Origin of the sequence: Nonomuraea helvata, from assembly GCF_039535785.1 — a bacterium.
GTDB lineage: Bacteria > Actinomycetota > Actinomycetes > Streptosporangiales > Streptosporangiaceae > Nonomuraea > Nonomuraea helvata.
Genome location: NZ_BAAAXV010000009.1, coordinates 122,303 through 136,668, shown reverse-complemented (window position 1 = coordinate 136,668; position 14,366 = coordinate 122,303). Strand labels below are relative to the sequence as shown.

9 protein-coding genes are annotated in these 14,366 nt (G+C 71.9%); 7 read left to right on the top strand and 2 right to left on the bottom strand.

From position 1 onward, the window contains the following. Window positions 1-19: 19 nt before the first annotated feature. Complete coding sequence (locus ABD830_RS33190; protein ID WP_344996434.1) at window positions 20-964, top strand: hypothetical protein; 945 nt, start codon at window positions 20-22, stop codon at window positions 962-964. 63 nt (window positions 965-1,027) lie between these two features. After that, window positions 1,028-3,271 (top strand): acyl-CoA dehydrogenase family protein, encoded by a 2,244-nt coding sequence (locus ABD830_RS33185; protein ID WP_344996431.1) that lies wholly within the window; start codon window positions 1,028-1,030, stop codon window positions 3,269-3,271. On the opposite strand, the gene ABD830_RS33180 is transcribed toward ABD830_RS33185, so the two are convergent. After that, window positions 3,268-5,091 (bottom strand): hypothetical protein, encoded by a 1,824-nt coding sequence (locus tag ABD830_RS33180; protein ID WP_344996428.1) that lies wholly within the window; start codon window positions 5,089-5,091, stop codon window positions 3,268-3,270. The genes ABD830_RS33185 and ABD830_RS33180 overlap by 4 nt on opposite strands. Before the next feature lie 83 nt (window positions 5,092-5,174). On the opposite strand from ABD830_RS33180, the gene ABD830_RS33175 reads away from it, so the two are divergent. The 5 genes from ABD830_RS33175 to ABD830_RS33155 all read left to right on the top strand — a co-directional run bounded on the left by ABD830_RS33175 (window position 5,175) and on the right by ABD830_RS33155 (window position 13,258). Next, a complete protein-coding gene (locus tag ABD830_RS33175) occupies window positions 5,175-6,707 on the top strand; it encodes an MmpA family trehalose lipid delivery protein (RefSeq protein ID WP_344996425.1) in 1,533 nt (510 codons plus the stop codon). Between the two features lie 104 nt (window positions 6,708-6,811). Next, entirely contained in the window at window positions 6,812-6,946 is a 135-nt protein-coding gene (locus ABD830_RS33170) for a hypothetical protein (RefSeq protein ID WP_344996422.1), read from the top strand. Between the two features lie 11 nt (window positions 6,947-6,957). Then, complete coding sequence (locus ABD830_RS33165; RefSeq protein ID WP_344996419.1) at window positions 6,958-7,761, top strand: glycosyltransferase; 804 nt, start codon at window positions 6,958-6,960, stop codon at window positions 7,759-7,761. Next, on the top strand, window positions 7,758-8,852 hold the full coding sequence (locus ABD830_RS33160; RefSeq protein ID WP_344996416.1) for a glycosyltransferase family 4 protein: 1,095 nt from the start codon (window positions 7,758-7,760) through the stop codon (window positions 8,850-8,852). The genes ABD830_RS33165 and ABD830_RS33160 overlap by 4 nt, the downstream gene beginning before the upstream one ends. Further along, a complete protein-coding gene (locus tag ABD830_RS33155; RefSeq protein ID WP_344996413.1) occupies window positions 8,849-13,258 on the top strand; it encodes an alpha-(1->3)-arabinofuranosyltransferase domain-containing protein in 4,410 nt (1,469 codons plus the stop codon). Before ABD830_RS33160 ends, ABD830_RS33155 begins: the two co-directional genes overlap by 4 nt. On the opposite strand, the gene ABD830_RS33150 is transcribed toward ABD830_RS33155, so the two are convergent. After that, window positions 13,179-14,327, bottom strand: coding sequence for an acyltransferase family protein (locus ABD830_RS33150; protein WP_344996410.1), 1,149 nt, complete (start codon window positions 14,325-14,327; stop codon window positions 13,179-13,181). The two genes, ABD830_RS33155 and ABD830_RS33150, sit on opposite strands and share 80 nt — an antisense overlap. Window positions 14,328-14,366: the final 39 nt, after the last annotated feature.

The following is a 14,366-nucleotide window of genomic DNA, read 5'->3' as shown; positions in this document are numbered from 1 at the left end:
GTGACGTAATCTCGAGGTCATGGCGGATGTCGGCGACCAGATGCCCTCGCACGATTCACCCACCACCCCGTTCCGTAAGGTCGTCCTGCCGTCCGAGGAGACGGTCCAGATCCCCCGCCCACCGGCACAGCGGCTCCCCGCTCAGCAGGTCCCGGAGCAGCAGCCTCCGGACAGTGTGCTGTCCTCGCTGCCGCCCATCCCGGAGCCGCCGAAGCGTGGCATCGGCGACATCCCGATGAAGGTCGTCTACCTTGTCGCCGCCATCATCGGCACCGTCCTGGCCGTGTTCCTGATCTTCATGCTCTTCTCCGGCGACGTGCCCGCCAACAAGAAGGCCGCCGAGCGGGGCGCCTCCGTCGCCCCCGCACCGGCCTCCGCCGGCTCCGCGGCCCCGGCTCCGAGCGGCACCGCGAGCCGGGTCGCGCTGCCGGCGGCGCCGGCGAGCAGGAAGTACCCGACCCTGTCGGGCACGGCGTCCGTGGTCATCGGCATCGTCAGTGACAAGAACACCGGGATCAGCTATCCCAGCCTGGCCGCGCCGTGGAAGGCCAAGTCGTTCCCGCCGTTCTCGGCCGCGCAGCGCATCGGCAAGGTGGCCGTCCCGCCCACGGTGATCGCCTCGGCCATGTTCCCAGGTGACTCGCCCGCGAAGGAGCCCTCGAAGGACGCCGACTACCGCGCGCTCGCCGTCGAGGCCGCCCGCTGGGCGATCACCACCCAGTACCCTCAAGGCGCCACGCTCACCTGGACCGCCTCCAAGAAGATCCCGGTCGGCAAGGGCTGGACGCTCGGCTACCAGGTCACCTACACCCTCAGCGGCAAGGAGCAGGTCGCCCAGGCCATGGTGACGGTCGTCGAGGTGGGCAAGACCAAGCCCGCGATGCTCCTGGCCTCCATCCCCGAGGCGCACAAGAAGCACTGGCGCGACATCAACACCCTCGTGGAACGGATTCGCCCGCTCTAGGCCCAGAAGCATCCTCTAGAATATGGTTCTGGGTGATGGCCGGACCTGGCATGGAGGATGAGCATGGCGATCGGGTTGAGCGAGGAGCACGAGGCGCTCCGCGAGTCGGTGAGCGGCTGGGCCGAGCGGAACATCCCGTCGGAGCTGCTGCGTGCCGGGGCGGACACGCGCCCCGCGTTCTGGCCGGGCCTCGCCGAACAGGGGCTGCTCGGCCTGCATGTGCCCGAGGAGCACGGCGGCTCCGGCTACGGGCTGCTGGAGACGGCCGTGGCCGTCGAGGCGCTGGCCGAGCGCATGGCTCCGGGGCCCTACGTGCCGACCGTGCTGGCCAGTGCCGTGATCAACGCCTCGAAGCGTCCCGAGCACCTGGAGTCGTTCGCCGACGGCACCCTGACCGGCGCCGTCGCGCTGACCGGCACGTTGAGCGGCACCCGCACGGAGGACGGCTCCCTGGTCGTCTCCGGCACGGCCGACCACGTGCTCGGCGGCTCGCTGGCCGACGCGCTCGTGCTGCCGGTCGCCACGGACGACGGTGAGGAATGGGTCCTCGTCGACGCCTCCTCCGCCACCGTCACCCCGGTCAAGTCCCTCGACCTGACCAGGCCGGTGGCCAAGGTGGAGCTGTCGGAGGTCGTCGTGCCCGCCGAGGGCATCCTGGGCGGCGTCCAGAGCTCCGACGTGCGCAACATCGCCGCGATCCTGCTCGGCGCCGAGGCGGCGGGCCTGGCCTCCTGGTGCGTCACGGCCGCCGCCGAATACGCCAAGGTACGCGTCCAGTTCGGCCGCCCGATCGGCCAGTTCCAGGGCATCAAGCACAAGCTCTCCCGCATGCTCGTCGCCCTCGAGCAGGCTCGGGCCACCGTCTGGGACGCCACTCGCGCGGCGGAGCGGCGAGCCGGGCCGGAGAGAGCGAGGGCGTCCAGCCCGATGCCAACGGAGGGCCGAGGGAGCGCGACCATCGACGCAGCCAGGGAGTTGGACTACGCCGCCGCCATCGCCGGCGTGATGGCCCCCGACGCCGCCGTCCAGTGCGCCAAGGACGCCATCCAGACGTTCGGCGGCATCGGCTACACCTTCGAGCACGACGTCCACCTCTACTACCGCCGCGCCCTCACGCTGCGTGCCCTGCTCGGCTCGTCGGCCGAGTGGGCGGCCAAGGTGACCGAGCTGGCCCTGCAGGGCGTCTCGCGCGAGATGGTGATCGACCTGCCCGAGGACGCCGAGGAGCTGCGCGAGTCGATCCGCGCCGAGATCGCGGAGATCGCCCAGTTGGAGGGCAAGGAGCAGAAGCGGGCCCTGGCCGGGCGCGGCTTCGTCATGCCGCACCTGCCCAGGCCGTGGGGCCGTGACGCCAAGCCGCTGGAGCAGGTGCTGATCGCCCAGGAGCTCAAGGCCGCCAAGGTCAAGCTGCCCGCGATGATCATCGGTGCGTGGGTGGTGCCGTCCATCGCCGCGTACGGCACCCAGGAGCAGCAGGAGCGCTTCCTGCCGAAGACGCTCAGCGGCGAGATGATCTGGTGCCAGCTCTTCTCCGAGCCGGGCGCCGGCTCCGACCTGGCCTCGCTGCAGATGAAGGCCGAGAAGGTCGAGGGCGGCTGGACGCTCACCGGGCAGAAGATCTGGACCTCCGTCGCCCACGTGGCCGAGTGGGGCATCTGCATCGCCCGCAACTCCAGCGACGGCTCCAAGCACGAAGGCATCACGTACTTCCTGGTCGACATGAAGGCCCCGGGCGTCACCGTCAGGCCGCTGACCGAGATGACCGGCGAGAACCTGTTCAACGAGGTCTTCCTCGACGGCGTCTTCGTCCCCGACGACCTGGTTGTGGGCGAGGTCGGCGACGGCTGGAAGGTCGCCCGCAACACGCTCTCGAACGAGCGCGTCTCGCTGTCGTCCGGCTCCGGCGGCACCGGCGCCTCCGTGCCCGACCTGCTGGGCCTGATCGGGCGGCTCGGCCGCGAGCTGACGCCGGCCGAGGAGCAGCAGGTGGCCGAGGTGGTCTGCGAGGGCCACTCGATCAACGCGCTCTCGCTGCGGGTCACGCTCAAGCAGCTGGCCGGGGCCGAGCCGGGCGCGGACGCCTCCGTACGGAAGCTGCTGTCCACCTCTCACGCCCAGCACGTCTCGGAGACGGCGGTCGAGCTGCTCGGCCCGTCGGCGGTCGTGGCCGCCGACATCAAGCTCGGCGACGCGGGCTACTGGAACCGGGCGGTGCTCGCCACCAGGGCGATGACCATCTACGGCGGCACCACGGAGGTGCAGCTCAACATCATTGGCGAGCGCATGCTGGGCCTGCCGAGGGACTAGCGGACGGGCTGCGGCGGGACGGGCGCGACGTTCTCGGCCGGGACCGGGACGCCGATCTTGATCTCGCCGACGCAGGAGCCGGGGCCGGCCGCGCGGACGGCCAGCTCGCTCCCGCCGCCGCTGATCGTCGCGTACGTCGTGCCCAGGTCGCTGCCCGCGGGCACGGCGGTGCTCCGCGCCGCCCCGAGCCGCACGTCCAGGGTGGTCGGTGCGCCGTTCAGGTAGGTGATCTGGACGGTGTGCTCGCCGTCCGGGATAGGGACGGGCAGCCGCAGGCGCACCTCGGCCCGTCCGACCGGGGTGCAGGAGGCGCCGGACGGGATCGTGACGCCGTCGATCGCCACCGGCCGCAGCCGGCCCTGCTCGTCGAAGATCAGCGGCTGGGCCAGGGGGCCGGCGAGCCTCCTGGCCCAGGTGACCTCGCGGGGCGCGGTCGGGCCGAGGACGCGGGACTGCAGCGCGTAGTCATAGAAGAAGACCGGGAACGCGATCTTGGCGGGCACGTAGGTGTCCAGGACGACCGAGCCCGCGGGCAGGCGTGCCAGCGCCTGCCTGGCGGTCTCCACGTAGCTCCTGACGTTCGCGCCGAGCGGTCGGTCAGCGTAGGCGGTGACCGACCACACCGAGCCCGCCGCGAACACGGCCGCCACCGGCACCCACGCCCACCTGAGCCGGAGCGCGGGGCGGCGCCAGGGCCGCTCCTCGCCCTCGACCGGGATGAACGCCAGCCCGATGACCAGGGCCACGACCGTGGCCGTGGAGGAGACGTACCGCAGCTCGAACCCGCTCAGATCGGGACCGAGCAGCTCGACCCGCCCCAGCATGATCGGCACCACGTCGGCCAGCAGGAAGTAGCCCAGCAGGGTCAGCCACGCCAGCCAGGCCCGCCGCCGCCAGATCACGGACACGCCCACGGCGACGCCCGCGACCGCCAGGCTCACCCAGACGAGTGCGGGCGGCGTGGCGGCCAGCGCGTAGTCCTCGCCGATCGGCTGCCACCGCCAGGGGCCGCCCAGCGACGTGGGCAGGAGGGAGCCGGTCAGCAGCGTCCACGCCGACTTCGCCGCGACCTCGGCGCTGGGCAGCATGGGCCGGAACGTGTCGTTCGTGAGCTGCACCGACGTGAACAGCTGCCGGAAGAACAGCACCGCGTACGGGACGAGCACGCCCAGGTAGAGCAGCCACCCCCGCCACAGCCGCAGCCCGCCCAGCCACCCGAGCGTGAGCACGAAGGCCAGCACCAGGATGAACGGCGCCTTCACGAAGAACACCATCCCGAACACCGTCCACCCGGCCGCCGCCACCGCGTGCCTGAAGCGCCCGGTGCGGGTGTAGTGAACGTGGGAGGCGAGCGCCATCGGCAGCGCGATCTGGAACGGCAGCGTCTCGGCCACCACCGCCCACCACGACAGCCCCGGGATCGTCATCGGCGTCAGCAGGTAGAACCCGAGCGGGACGAGGATCGCCGGACGCGCCCCGAACAGCAGCCGCAGCAGCCGCAGCAGCGCCAGGCCGGCCGCCGCCTGCAGGCTGATCGTGAGCACGTGCGCGAGGGCGTCGTTGTAGACGCCGAGCCGGCCCATCGCCCAGTGGATCGCGAACGCCCCCGGCATCAGGTGGCCGAAGTCGACCCGCATGAGGTAGTCCCAGGACAGCGGGCTCTCCAGCCCCCTGGCGATGAACATGAAGTCGTCCTGGCGGAAGTACGTCCGCCTGACCAGCTCGAACTTCCACACGAGCTGGACCGCGACCATCACCAGACCTGCGGCGAGCACGGCGTCGCCGCTGCGCGACCACTGGCGCGCCCCCGCTGTAGCCACCCTGAACATCACCCCCGCGACGACTCAACCACTTCGGGGTCGGCCGTGGAATGTCCGTAGCACGGTTGTGATCTCATAGCGGGATGCCGCACACGCCCCGAGCCGGGCACGCCTCCGCCCTCCTCGGGCTCGCGCTCGGCTGCCTGGCGCTCGGACCCGCGTTGGGCTGGGGTTTCACGCTGCTCCAGGACATGGTGTTCGTGCCTGACCCGTCGTTCACGGCGTGGACGTTCGGGCTGGCGGGCGGGGCCGCGCGGGTCGTCCCGAGCGACGCCGTGGTGACCGCGCTGTCGCTGGTGCTCCCTGCCGAGCTGGTGCAGAAGGCGATCCTGCTGGGGATCTTCGTGCTGGGGTGCTCGGGGGCCGCGCTGCTGCTGCCGTCGGAGTCGCTGGGGCCACGGCTGGTGGCGGGCGCGTTCTACGTGTGGAATCCGTACGTGGCCGAGCGGCTGCTGATGGGGCAGTGGGCGCTGCTGCTCGGGTACGCCGGGCTGCCGTGGGTGGTGCGGGCCGCGTGGACGGGGCGGCGGGTGGCGGTGGCCATGCTGCCCGCGGCGGTCGGTGGGTTCGCGGCGATGACGGTCACCGCGATCACGGCGCTTCCGGTGGCTCGGCGGGTCCTGCCGGTGGCGGGGCTGCTGGCGGCGTTCAGCCTGCCGTGGCTGGTGCCCACCGCGCTGCGGCCCGAGGGGATCGCCGGCGACCCGGTCGGTGTGTACGCGTTCGCGGCCAGGGCCGACACGCCGTTCGGCGCGGTGGGGAGCCTGCTGTCGTTGGGCGGGATCTGGAACGCGTACGCGGTTCCTCCTGGTTACGGCGCCTTCGTCGGGGCGGCGGCCAGGCTGCTGCTCACGCTGGCCGGGATCGTGTTCTTCCTGCGGGGAGACGTGCCGTACAAGAAGGGGCTGGCCGTGGCGGCCCTGGCCGGGCTGGGCATCGCGTGCGCGGGCGTCACCGGGCCGGGGCGGGAGGCGTTCGCGTGGCTGGTGGGGGTGTGGGGCGGGTTCGCGGTGTTCAGGGACGCCCAGCAGTTCGTGGCGCCGCTGGCGCTGGTGGCGGCTCTGGGGCTCGGGCTGCTCGTCGAGTCGGTCGCGCGCGAGCGGGTGTGGGTCGTCGCGATGGCGCTGGTGCCGGTGGCCGTGCTGCCCACCATGGCCTGGGGGTCGCTCGGGACGCTGGGGGCCGTCTCCTATCCGGAGAGCTGGACCGCCGCGCGTGAGGTGATCCGGCGCGATCGGGAGCCGGGGGACGTGCTGGTGCTGCCGTTCGAGTCCTACCGGCGGTTCCCGTGGAACGGGGGGCGCGCTGTGCTGGATCCCGCGCAGCGTTTCTTCGCCGTGCCGGGGCGGCGGGTGGTCTCCAACGACGTCGTACGGGTGGGTGACATGGTCGTGAAGAGCGAGGACTCGCGCGCCCAGGCGGTAGAACACGTACTAGAAGGGCCCTCGCCCGATCTTCCCGCGGCGGGATTTCGCTACGTGATAGTCAACGCGGGGACAGTTGAAGAGCGGCAGCGGTTCGGCGTATGGCTAAGGAGCGCAAGAGTGCTGGTCGGTACGGGTGACCTGCGGCTCTACCGGTTCGACGGTCCCATGCCGTCCCGACACGTGTCCTGATCAGGGGATTTATAAAGATTTCGCAGAGCTACTTCCGAGTAGCAAGAATTGGTTCTAGGTTGGGACGGACCCGCACCATTTGTCCGCTCGAGGAGGAACCCCCCGTGATAAAGATCCTCTTAGCAGCGATCATCGGCGTCGCCGTGGCGGCGCTCGTGGCGACGGTCACCACGGTCTCTCTCACCGGCGCCACGGCCACGCCGGTCAACCAGCCTCTCTACTTCTACGGCGACCGGTAACCCGAGCCGACATGCCGCCCTCTCCACATGGGGACGAGGGGACGAGCCGACCACCACTGCTTGAGATCGTCATTCCCGCCTACAACGAGGAACGACGACTTCCCGGGGGCCTCCTGCAGCTGTGCGCGAAGCTTGCCCGCATGCCGTTCCCGACCGCCGTCATCGTGGTCGACAACAACAGCACGGACCGCACGGCCGAGATCGTCAGAAACTGGCCGCGTGGACCTGTGGCGGTCCGGCTGATCCGGTGTCCGGCTCCCGGCAAGGGGGCCGCCGTACGTACCGGACTGCTCGACACCGGCGCCCCGTTCGTCGGGTTCGTCGATGCCGACATGGCCACCGACCTCGACGCCATCGACATCGCCTTCGGGCAGTTGCTGTCCGGAGAGCGGGTGGTGGTCGGGTCGAGGGCGCACCTGGACTCCCACGTCGAGAACCGCCACAGCAAGGTCCGCGAGCTGGGCGCCTTCGCGTTCCGCGCGCTGGCCGGCGTGCTGGTGCGCGGGGTGAGCGACACCCAGTGCGGGTTCAAGTTCTTCGACGGGGTGCTGGCCCGCGAGATCGCCGTCCTGCTCCGTACCTCCGGCTTCGCCTTCGACGTCGAGCTGCTCGCGCGCTGCGTCGGGCAGGGGGCGGCGGTGAAGGAGATCCCCGTGCGCTGGCACGACATGCCGGGCTCGCGCTTCTCACCGGCCCGGCACACGTTCGGCATCGTGATGGAGCTCGGGAGGATCTGGCTGCGGCTGCGCGCTCGGCCGCGCGCCGCCGCCGACCCGGCCTGGGAGCCGCCGCTCGACCCCGTCGGATATCCGTGAAGATCGCTGTCGTCAACTGGCGTGACCCCTGGCATCCCCTGGCAGGCGGTGCTGAGACGTTCGCCTGGGAGATGGCCCGCCGATTCGTGGGCGCGGGCCATCAGGTGTGCTTCGTCACCGCGCGAGCGCCGGGCCAGGGCCGGGGGGAGTCCGTCGACGGGGTGCGCATCGTGCGGATGGGCGGGGTGTTCACCGTCTATCCGCTGGTGCTCTGCTGGCTGCTGCTCCGGCGCGGCCGCTTCGACGTGGTGCTCGACTGCCAGAACGGGATCCCGTTCTTCACCCCGTGGGTCGTGCGGCGGCGTACCAGGGTGCTCTGCGTCGTGCACCACGTGCACGATCGGCAGTTCGGCCTGCACCTGCCGCGGTGGCTGGCGGCGTTCGGGCGCTTCCTGGAGGGGCCGGCGGCCCGGTGGACCTACCGGCGGCATGCGAGCGTGGCCGTGTCGCCGTCCACGGTGCGGGCCATGCGGGAGCGGCTCGGGTGGGACGGTCCTGTGCACATCGTGCCGAACGGGGTGAGCATCGCCCGGCCCGGTGATGTCGTGAAGAGCCCGGCGCCGCGGCTCGTCTGCCTGGGGCGGCTCGTCGCGCACAAACGCGTTCACCTCCTGCTCGACGCCGTGGCCGAGCTCAGGGAGCGCTGGCCGGACCTGGCCGTGGACATCATCGGCCGCGGTCCCGAGGAGGAGCGGCTGCGCGCCCGCCTGCCTGAGGGCGTCACGCTGCACGGCTACCTGCCGGAGGAGGAGAAGGCGCGGGTGGTCGAGCGGGCATGGGTGCACGTGAGCGCCTCGCAGGGTGAGGGATGGGGACTGAGCGTGCTCGAGTCGGCCGCGCTGGGGGTGCCGACCGTCGCGTTCGACGTGGACGGGCTCCGTGATGCCGTACGGCATGGGGAGACGGGGTGGTTGCTGCCCGAGGGCACGGAGCTGGCCAAGGGCGTAGCCGCGGCACTCACTGAGCTGGACCAGACTTATGCCGTGAAATGTCGGGCATGGGCTGACCGCTTCTCCTGGGACCGCAGCGCGCAGCGCCTCACAGCGCTGATGCTGGGCCAGGACGTCGAGCCGGGCTGGGAGGCGTGGTGACGCGCAAGCCGCCGATCGACCGGATCGTGGCCGGACGCTCTGCCAAGCAACCGGCCACCGACCGCCTGGTGGCCGGACGCCCAGGCACCGGCCGCCCGAAACCCGCGCCACCGGCCCCCGACACGACGCCGCCGACACCCGACACGCCCGCCACCATGCCACCTGTGCTCGGCGCGCCCGGGACCGCGCCGCCTGTGCCTGGCGCGTCCGCCGCCGCGCCGCCTCTGCCTGGCGCGCCCGCCAGCACGTCGGCAGCGCCCGACGCGCCCGTTGGCAGGGACCCGAAAATGTGGCCGCCTGCCGATGGGGGTGCGACGCCGCCGTCCTCCACCGGTGAGAAGGGTGGGCGTGCCGCGGCCCGGGAGCCGGTCAGTGAGCGGGTGCGGCGGCGGTGGTGGCTGGTGGTGTGCTGCCTCGGCTTCGCCGTGCTGGCGTTCACCACCAAACCGGGCAACCTGATCTCCGACACCAAGATGGACCTCGCGCTCAACCCGCTCGGCTGGCTGGAGCGCGCCTCCCACCTGTGGGACATCCAGCACTTCGGCCAGCTCCAGAACCAGGTCGCCGGCTACATCTTCCCGATGGGCCCGTTCTTCGCCCTGGGCGACCTGGCCGGCGTGACGCCGTGGGTGACGCAGCGGCTCTGGCTGACGCTGCTGATGTGCGTGGCGTTCCTGGGCGTGGAGCGGCTGAGCAGGCAGCTCGGCATCGGCGCCGAAGGCACCCGCATCGTGGGCGCGCTGGCGTACGCGCTGGCCCCGCGGACGCTGTCCATCCTCGGCGAGATCTCGATCGAGTGGCTGCCCGCCGCGATGCTGCCGTGGATCCTGATCCCGCTGCTGACCGCCTCGGAGACGGGCCAGCGGGCCCGTGGGGCCGTCAGGTCGGCGCTGGCCGTGGCGCTGTGCGGCGGCGTGAACGCGGTCGCCGTGCTGGCCGTGCTCGTCGCCCCGGTCGTCTACATCCTCACCAGACCGCGCCCGGTGCCGCGCTGGCGGCTGCTCGCCTGGTGGACGGGGGCCGTGTCGGTCGCCACCCTGTTCTGGACGCTGCCGCTGCTGCTCGTCGGCCGGTACGCGTTCTCGTTCCTGCCGTACACCGAGACCTCCGAGACCACCACCCAGGTCACCTCGCTCACGAACGTCCTGCGCGGCGCCTCCGACTGGGTGCGCTACCTGCCGGTCAACGGCGTCTTCGACCAGCCGCCGGGCTTCGCGATCGCCACCTCCGCGGCCATGGTCGTGGTCACCGGCGTGCTGGCGGCGCTCGGCCTGGCCGGGCTGTCCCGCCGGGACCTGCCCGCCAGGGGGTTCGTGGTGGCGCTGTTCCTGGTCGGCGTGACGGCGCTGGTCGCCGGGCACATCAGCGTCCTGGAGCCGGTCGTGGCCGAGCCGGTGCGCTGGCTGCTCGACGGCCCGCTCGCGCCGCTGCGCAACCTGCGGAAGTTCGACCCGCTGGTACGCCTCGCGCTCTCCTTCGGGCTCGCTCATCTGCTCGTGAGGGCCAGGCTGCCCCTGCGTACGGTGTCGGCGGTGGCGTTCGCGGCCCTCGTCCTGCCCGTGTTCAACCAGGGCCTGGCCGCGCCCGGGGACTTCAAGCAGGTGCCGGCGCACTGGCGGGAGGCGGCGGCCTGGCTCGACGAGAACGCCGGCGACGACGGTGTCCTGATCGTGCCGGGCGCCAAGTTCGGCGAGTACGTCTGGGGCCGCCCGATGGACGAGCCCATGCAGGCGCTGTCCACGGCCCGCTGGACCACCAGGCAGATCACGCCGCCGGGCTCGGTGGGCCTGACCAGGCTGCTCGACGCCATCGACCAGCGGCTCACCGCGGGCCATGGCTCGGCCGGGCTGACCGCCGTCCTGCGCAGGATGGGCGTGCGCTACCTGCTCGTCAGGAACGACCTGAACAGGGCGAACCTCCAGGGCGCCTGGCCCGGGCGGATCTTCGAGGCACTGCGCGAATCGCCCGGCGTCAAGCGGCTGCGCTCGTTCGGCGAGCTCGTCGGCGACAAGGAGACCGACGACGCCGTGGAGTCGCTGGACGCGCCGTTCCCGGCGCTGGACCTGTACGAGGTGACGGGCAGCTCGGATCTGGTCTCGGTGCAGCCGGTCGCCGACGCGCTCGCCGTGCGCGGCGGGCCGGACTCGCTGCTCGCGATGGGCGACCTCGGCCTGCTCGGCGACGGCCCGGTGCTGGTGAACGGCGACGCGGGCAAGCGGGAGGCGCCGACCGTGGTCAGCGACGCGCTGCGGCTGCGCGAGCGCTCGTTCGGTGAGATCAGGTCGAACTGGTCGCCCACGCTGACGGCCGACAGCAAGGCGGACTTCTCCGGCGTCAGGGCGCTGGACCTGCTGGAGAAGGGCTGGCTGGACGACTCCGCCACCGCCGAGTACGACGGCATCGCAGGCGTGACGGCCTCCTCCTCGGTCGCCGACCCGTACGCGATCGCCGGGATCAGCACGACGGGACGGGGCCCGTGGGCGGCCGTGGACGGCAACGGTCAGACCGGCTGGGAGAGCGACGGCTCGAAGCCCGCCGAGGGCGAATGGCTCCGCGTGGACCTGCCCAACCGGATGCGGATCCCGTACGTGCAGGTGATGCTCGCCCCCGACCTGCTGCTCGGTCAGGCGATCAAGCGGGTGGCCGTGGAGACCGAGTCGGGGAGCCTGGCGCAGGACGTGCGGCGGATCACGGAGCCGCAGCGGCTGCGCGTCCCCGACGGGCCCACGAGCTGGGTGCGGGTCAAAGTGCTGCAGACGGTTACCGGCGAGTGGAGCTACGGGCAGCGGGTCGGCATCGTCGAGCTGTCCATCCGCGGCGTCACGCCGGAGCGCACGATCAGGCTGCCGGGAAAGGGCGGCGACGTGTTCGTCATGGACCGGGGGCTCGACGAGCGGCCCGCCTGCATGCGCAACCAGTACCGGTGGATCTGCAACGCGACGGCGCTGGCCAAGCCGGGGGAGGAGACCGGGTTCGACCGGACCTTCACCGCCGAGTCCGCCGCGACCGTGAACGTGCGGGGATCGGCCGTGCTGAAGGATCCGGTGCTCGCCGACCGGTTCACGCGCATCAGCGCGGACCTGACCAGCGTGACCGGCTCGTCCCAGCTCACCTTGGACGCGGTGGTCTCGCCCCGGTCGGCGTTCGACGGGGACGCGAGCACCACCTGGATCCCCGCCACCGACGACGCCCAGCCCGCGCTCGCCATCGCCTGGAAGGGCAGGCGGATGATCTCCCAGATCCGGATCGGCCGCCCCGGAGGCGACAAGCAGGCGCTCGACGTGGTCGTGACCGGCGATCGCGGCGCCGTCCGCGCGGGACGGGTCGATCCGCGCGGCCTCCTGACGTTCAAGCCGCTGTCCACCTCGCGGCTCCAGCTCCGCTTCACGCCGATCTCGAAGCGGCTGCAGGTGACCGAGATCGTGGTGCCCGGCGTCGCTCCCGTGGGCAGGCTCGCCGGCGTCCCGCTCAGGCTCACCTGCGGCTCAGGCCCCAGGATCGAGGTGAACGGGCAGGTCATCCAGACCAAGGTCGCCGGTACTCAGGCCGACCTGCTGGAGCAGCGGCCCGTGCAGATCTTCGGGTGCTCGAAGGCCAGGCTCAAGGCCGGCGACAACCGGGTGCGGGTCGCGGGCTGGGAGTCGTTCGCCATCGACGACCTGGTGGCAGGCGCGCTGCCCGACAAGCCGCGCGGCGTGGAGGGAGCGGCCGTGCAGAGCACCTGGACGCCGTCCGTACGCGAGGTCGAGGTGACCGCGCCGAAGGACTCCTTCCTCGTCGTCAACGAGAACTACAACGCCGGCTGGCGGGCACAGATCGCCGGCAAGACGCTCAAACCCGTGCGGATCGACGGCTGGAAGCAGGCCTGGGAGCTGCCGGCCGGGACCACGGGGACCGCGCGCCTTGAGTACGTGCCGGACCGCGCCTACTGGCTCGCGCTCGTCCTCGGTTTGGCCGGGATCGCCCTGCTGACCCTGATCGCCCTGGTCCTGCGTGGCCCGCGCCCGGAGCACGTGCTCGAGACCGCCCCGGCCTCGGCCGCCCGGCTGCGGCACCTGCGCGCGCCGTACGCCGTCGCGCTCGCCCTGGCGTTCGGCGGCTGGGTGGCGAACTGGCCGGGCATGCTCGCGGTCCTCGGCGCCCTGCTCGTGACGCTCGTGCTGCGCGACAAGGGCCTGCCCGCGCACTGGGCGGCCGCCGCCGTCCTCGGCGCGGCCACGCTCTCGCTGGCGGCGGCCATGGTGTCGCCCGGCAGTGAGCTGCTGCTCGACGTGGTGCCGCAGCTCGCCGCCTGCGCGGCCATGGGTGTGCTCTTCGGCCAGCTCGTCAAGGAGCCGGAGCGACCGGCGCCGGAGCTGGAGCGGCCGGCGGCCGAGCAGGTGCTGACGGGAGCCGGCCGAGCTTGAGCGCCGGGACCTCGATCAGGTGGTAGCTGCCGACGCTGAGCAGCAGCGTGCCCAGGAACGACACCACCGCCACGCTGGGGAAGTCACCGCCGAACGGCGGCGCCCCGGTGAGCTTGAGCTGCAACGTGATCAGCGGCGCGTGCCACAGGAAGAAGCTGTAGGAGATGCGGCCCAGGTAGGCGGTCACGGGGTTGCCGACCAGCCGGTGTCTGAGCGAGTCGCCTCTGGGGGCCAGCGCGAACGGCGCCACCAGCAGCATCGCGACCGCCGCCTCCAGGCTGATCCGCAGCAGCGACTCCCACAGGGTCGGCAGCGTCAGCGTGCGCGGCCCGGCCAGCGCGGTGCTCAGCACGGCGTACAGCAGCAGCGCCAGCACCAGGAGCTGCGGCGTCAGCGCGTCGATCACCCTGCTGTGCCCGATCCACACCGACAGCACGGCCATCGCCATGCCGCAGGCGAAGAACACCAGGTGGTACGGCAGCAGCAGGGCGAGCTGCGCCTGCCCGAACTCCCGCGTCACGATCACGGTGACCACCGAGATCACCGGCAGCACCCCGATGCCCGCCAGCAGCCTGACCGGCGGGTTGCCGCCGCGGCGCGCCCATTTGTGCAGCAGCCAGGCCAGGACCGGAAGCACCACGTAGAAGGCCATCTCGATGGGCAGCGTCCACATCTGGTACAGCCCCTCGGCCGCCTGCTCGCCGGGGAAGTAGTTCTGCAGCAGCAGCATCCACTTGACCCAGCCGAGCCAGTCAGGCGAGCTCCACGCCCACAGCGCCGGCACCACCACGAGCCAGTAGACCGGCATGACCCGCAGCACTCTGCGCCACAGATAGAGCAGGGGTTTGGGGCGTGGCGTATTCTCGATCACCGCGCGCGCCCACGGGCGGTAGAGCAGCAGGCCCGACAGGAGGAAGAAGATGGGTACGGCGATGCCGAGGCGGGCCAGCATCCAGGCGTACATGCCCTCGCGGTACATGACGCCGGTGTTGCTGCCGACGTGCAGCAGCCAGACGCCCAGAGCGGCGAACGCGCGGATGCCGTCGAGGGCCGCATCCCTGCTCTTCACCTCTGCTCACACCCTCTCGCTCGGCCGGCGGAAACCACG

Bases quoted from the DNA above. Each gene is read 5' to 3' on its own strand.
- ABD830_RS33185 (WP_344996431.1), top strand. From the start codon at position 1,028: ATGGCGATCGGGTTGAGCGAGGAGCACGAGGCGCTCCGCGAGTCGGTG.
- ABD830_RS33175 (WP_344996425.1), top strand. From the start codon at position 5,175: ATGCCGCACACGCCCCGAGCCGGGCACGCCTCCGCCCTCCTCGGGCTC.
- ABD830_RS33190 (WP_344996434.1), top strand. From the start codon at position 20: ATGGCGGATGTCGGCGACCAGATGCCCTCGCACGATTCACCCACCACC.
- ABD830_RS33165 (WP_344996419.1), top strand. From the start codon at position 6,958: ATGCCGCCCTCTCCACATGGGGACGAGGGGACGAGCCGACCACCACTG.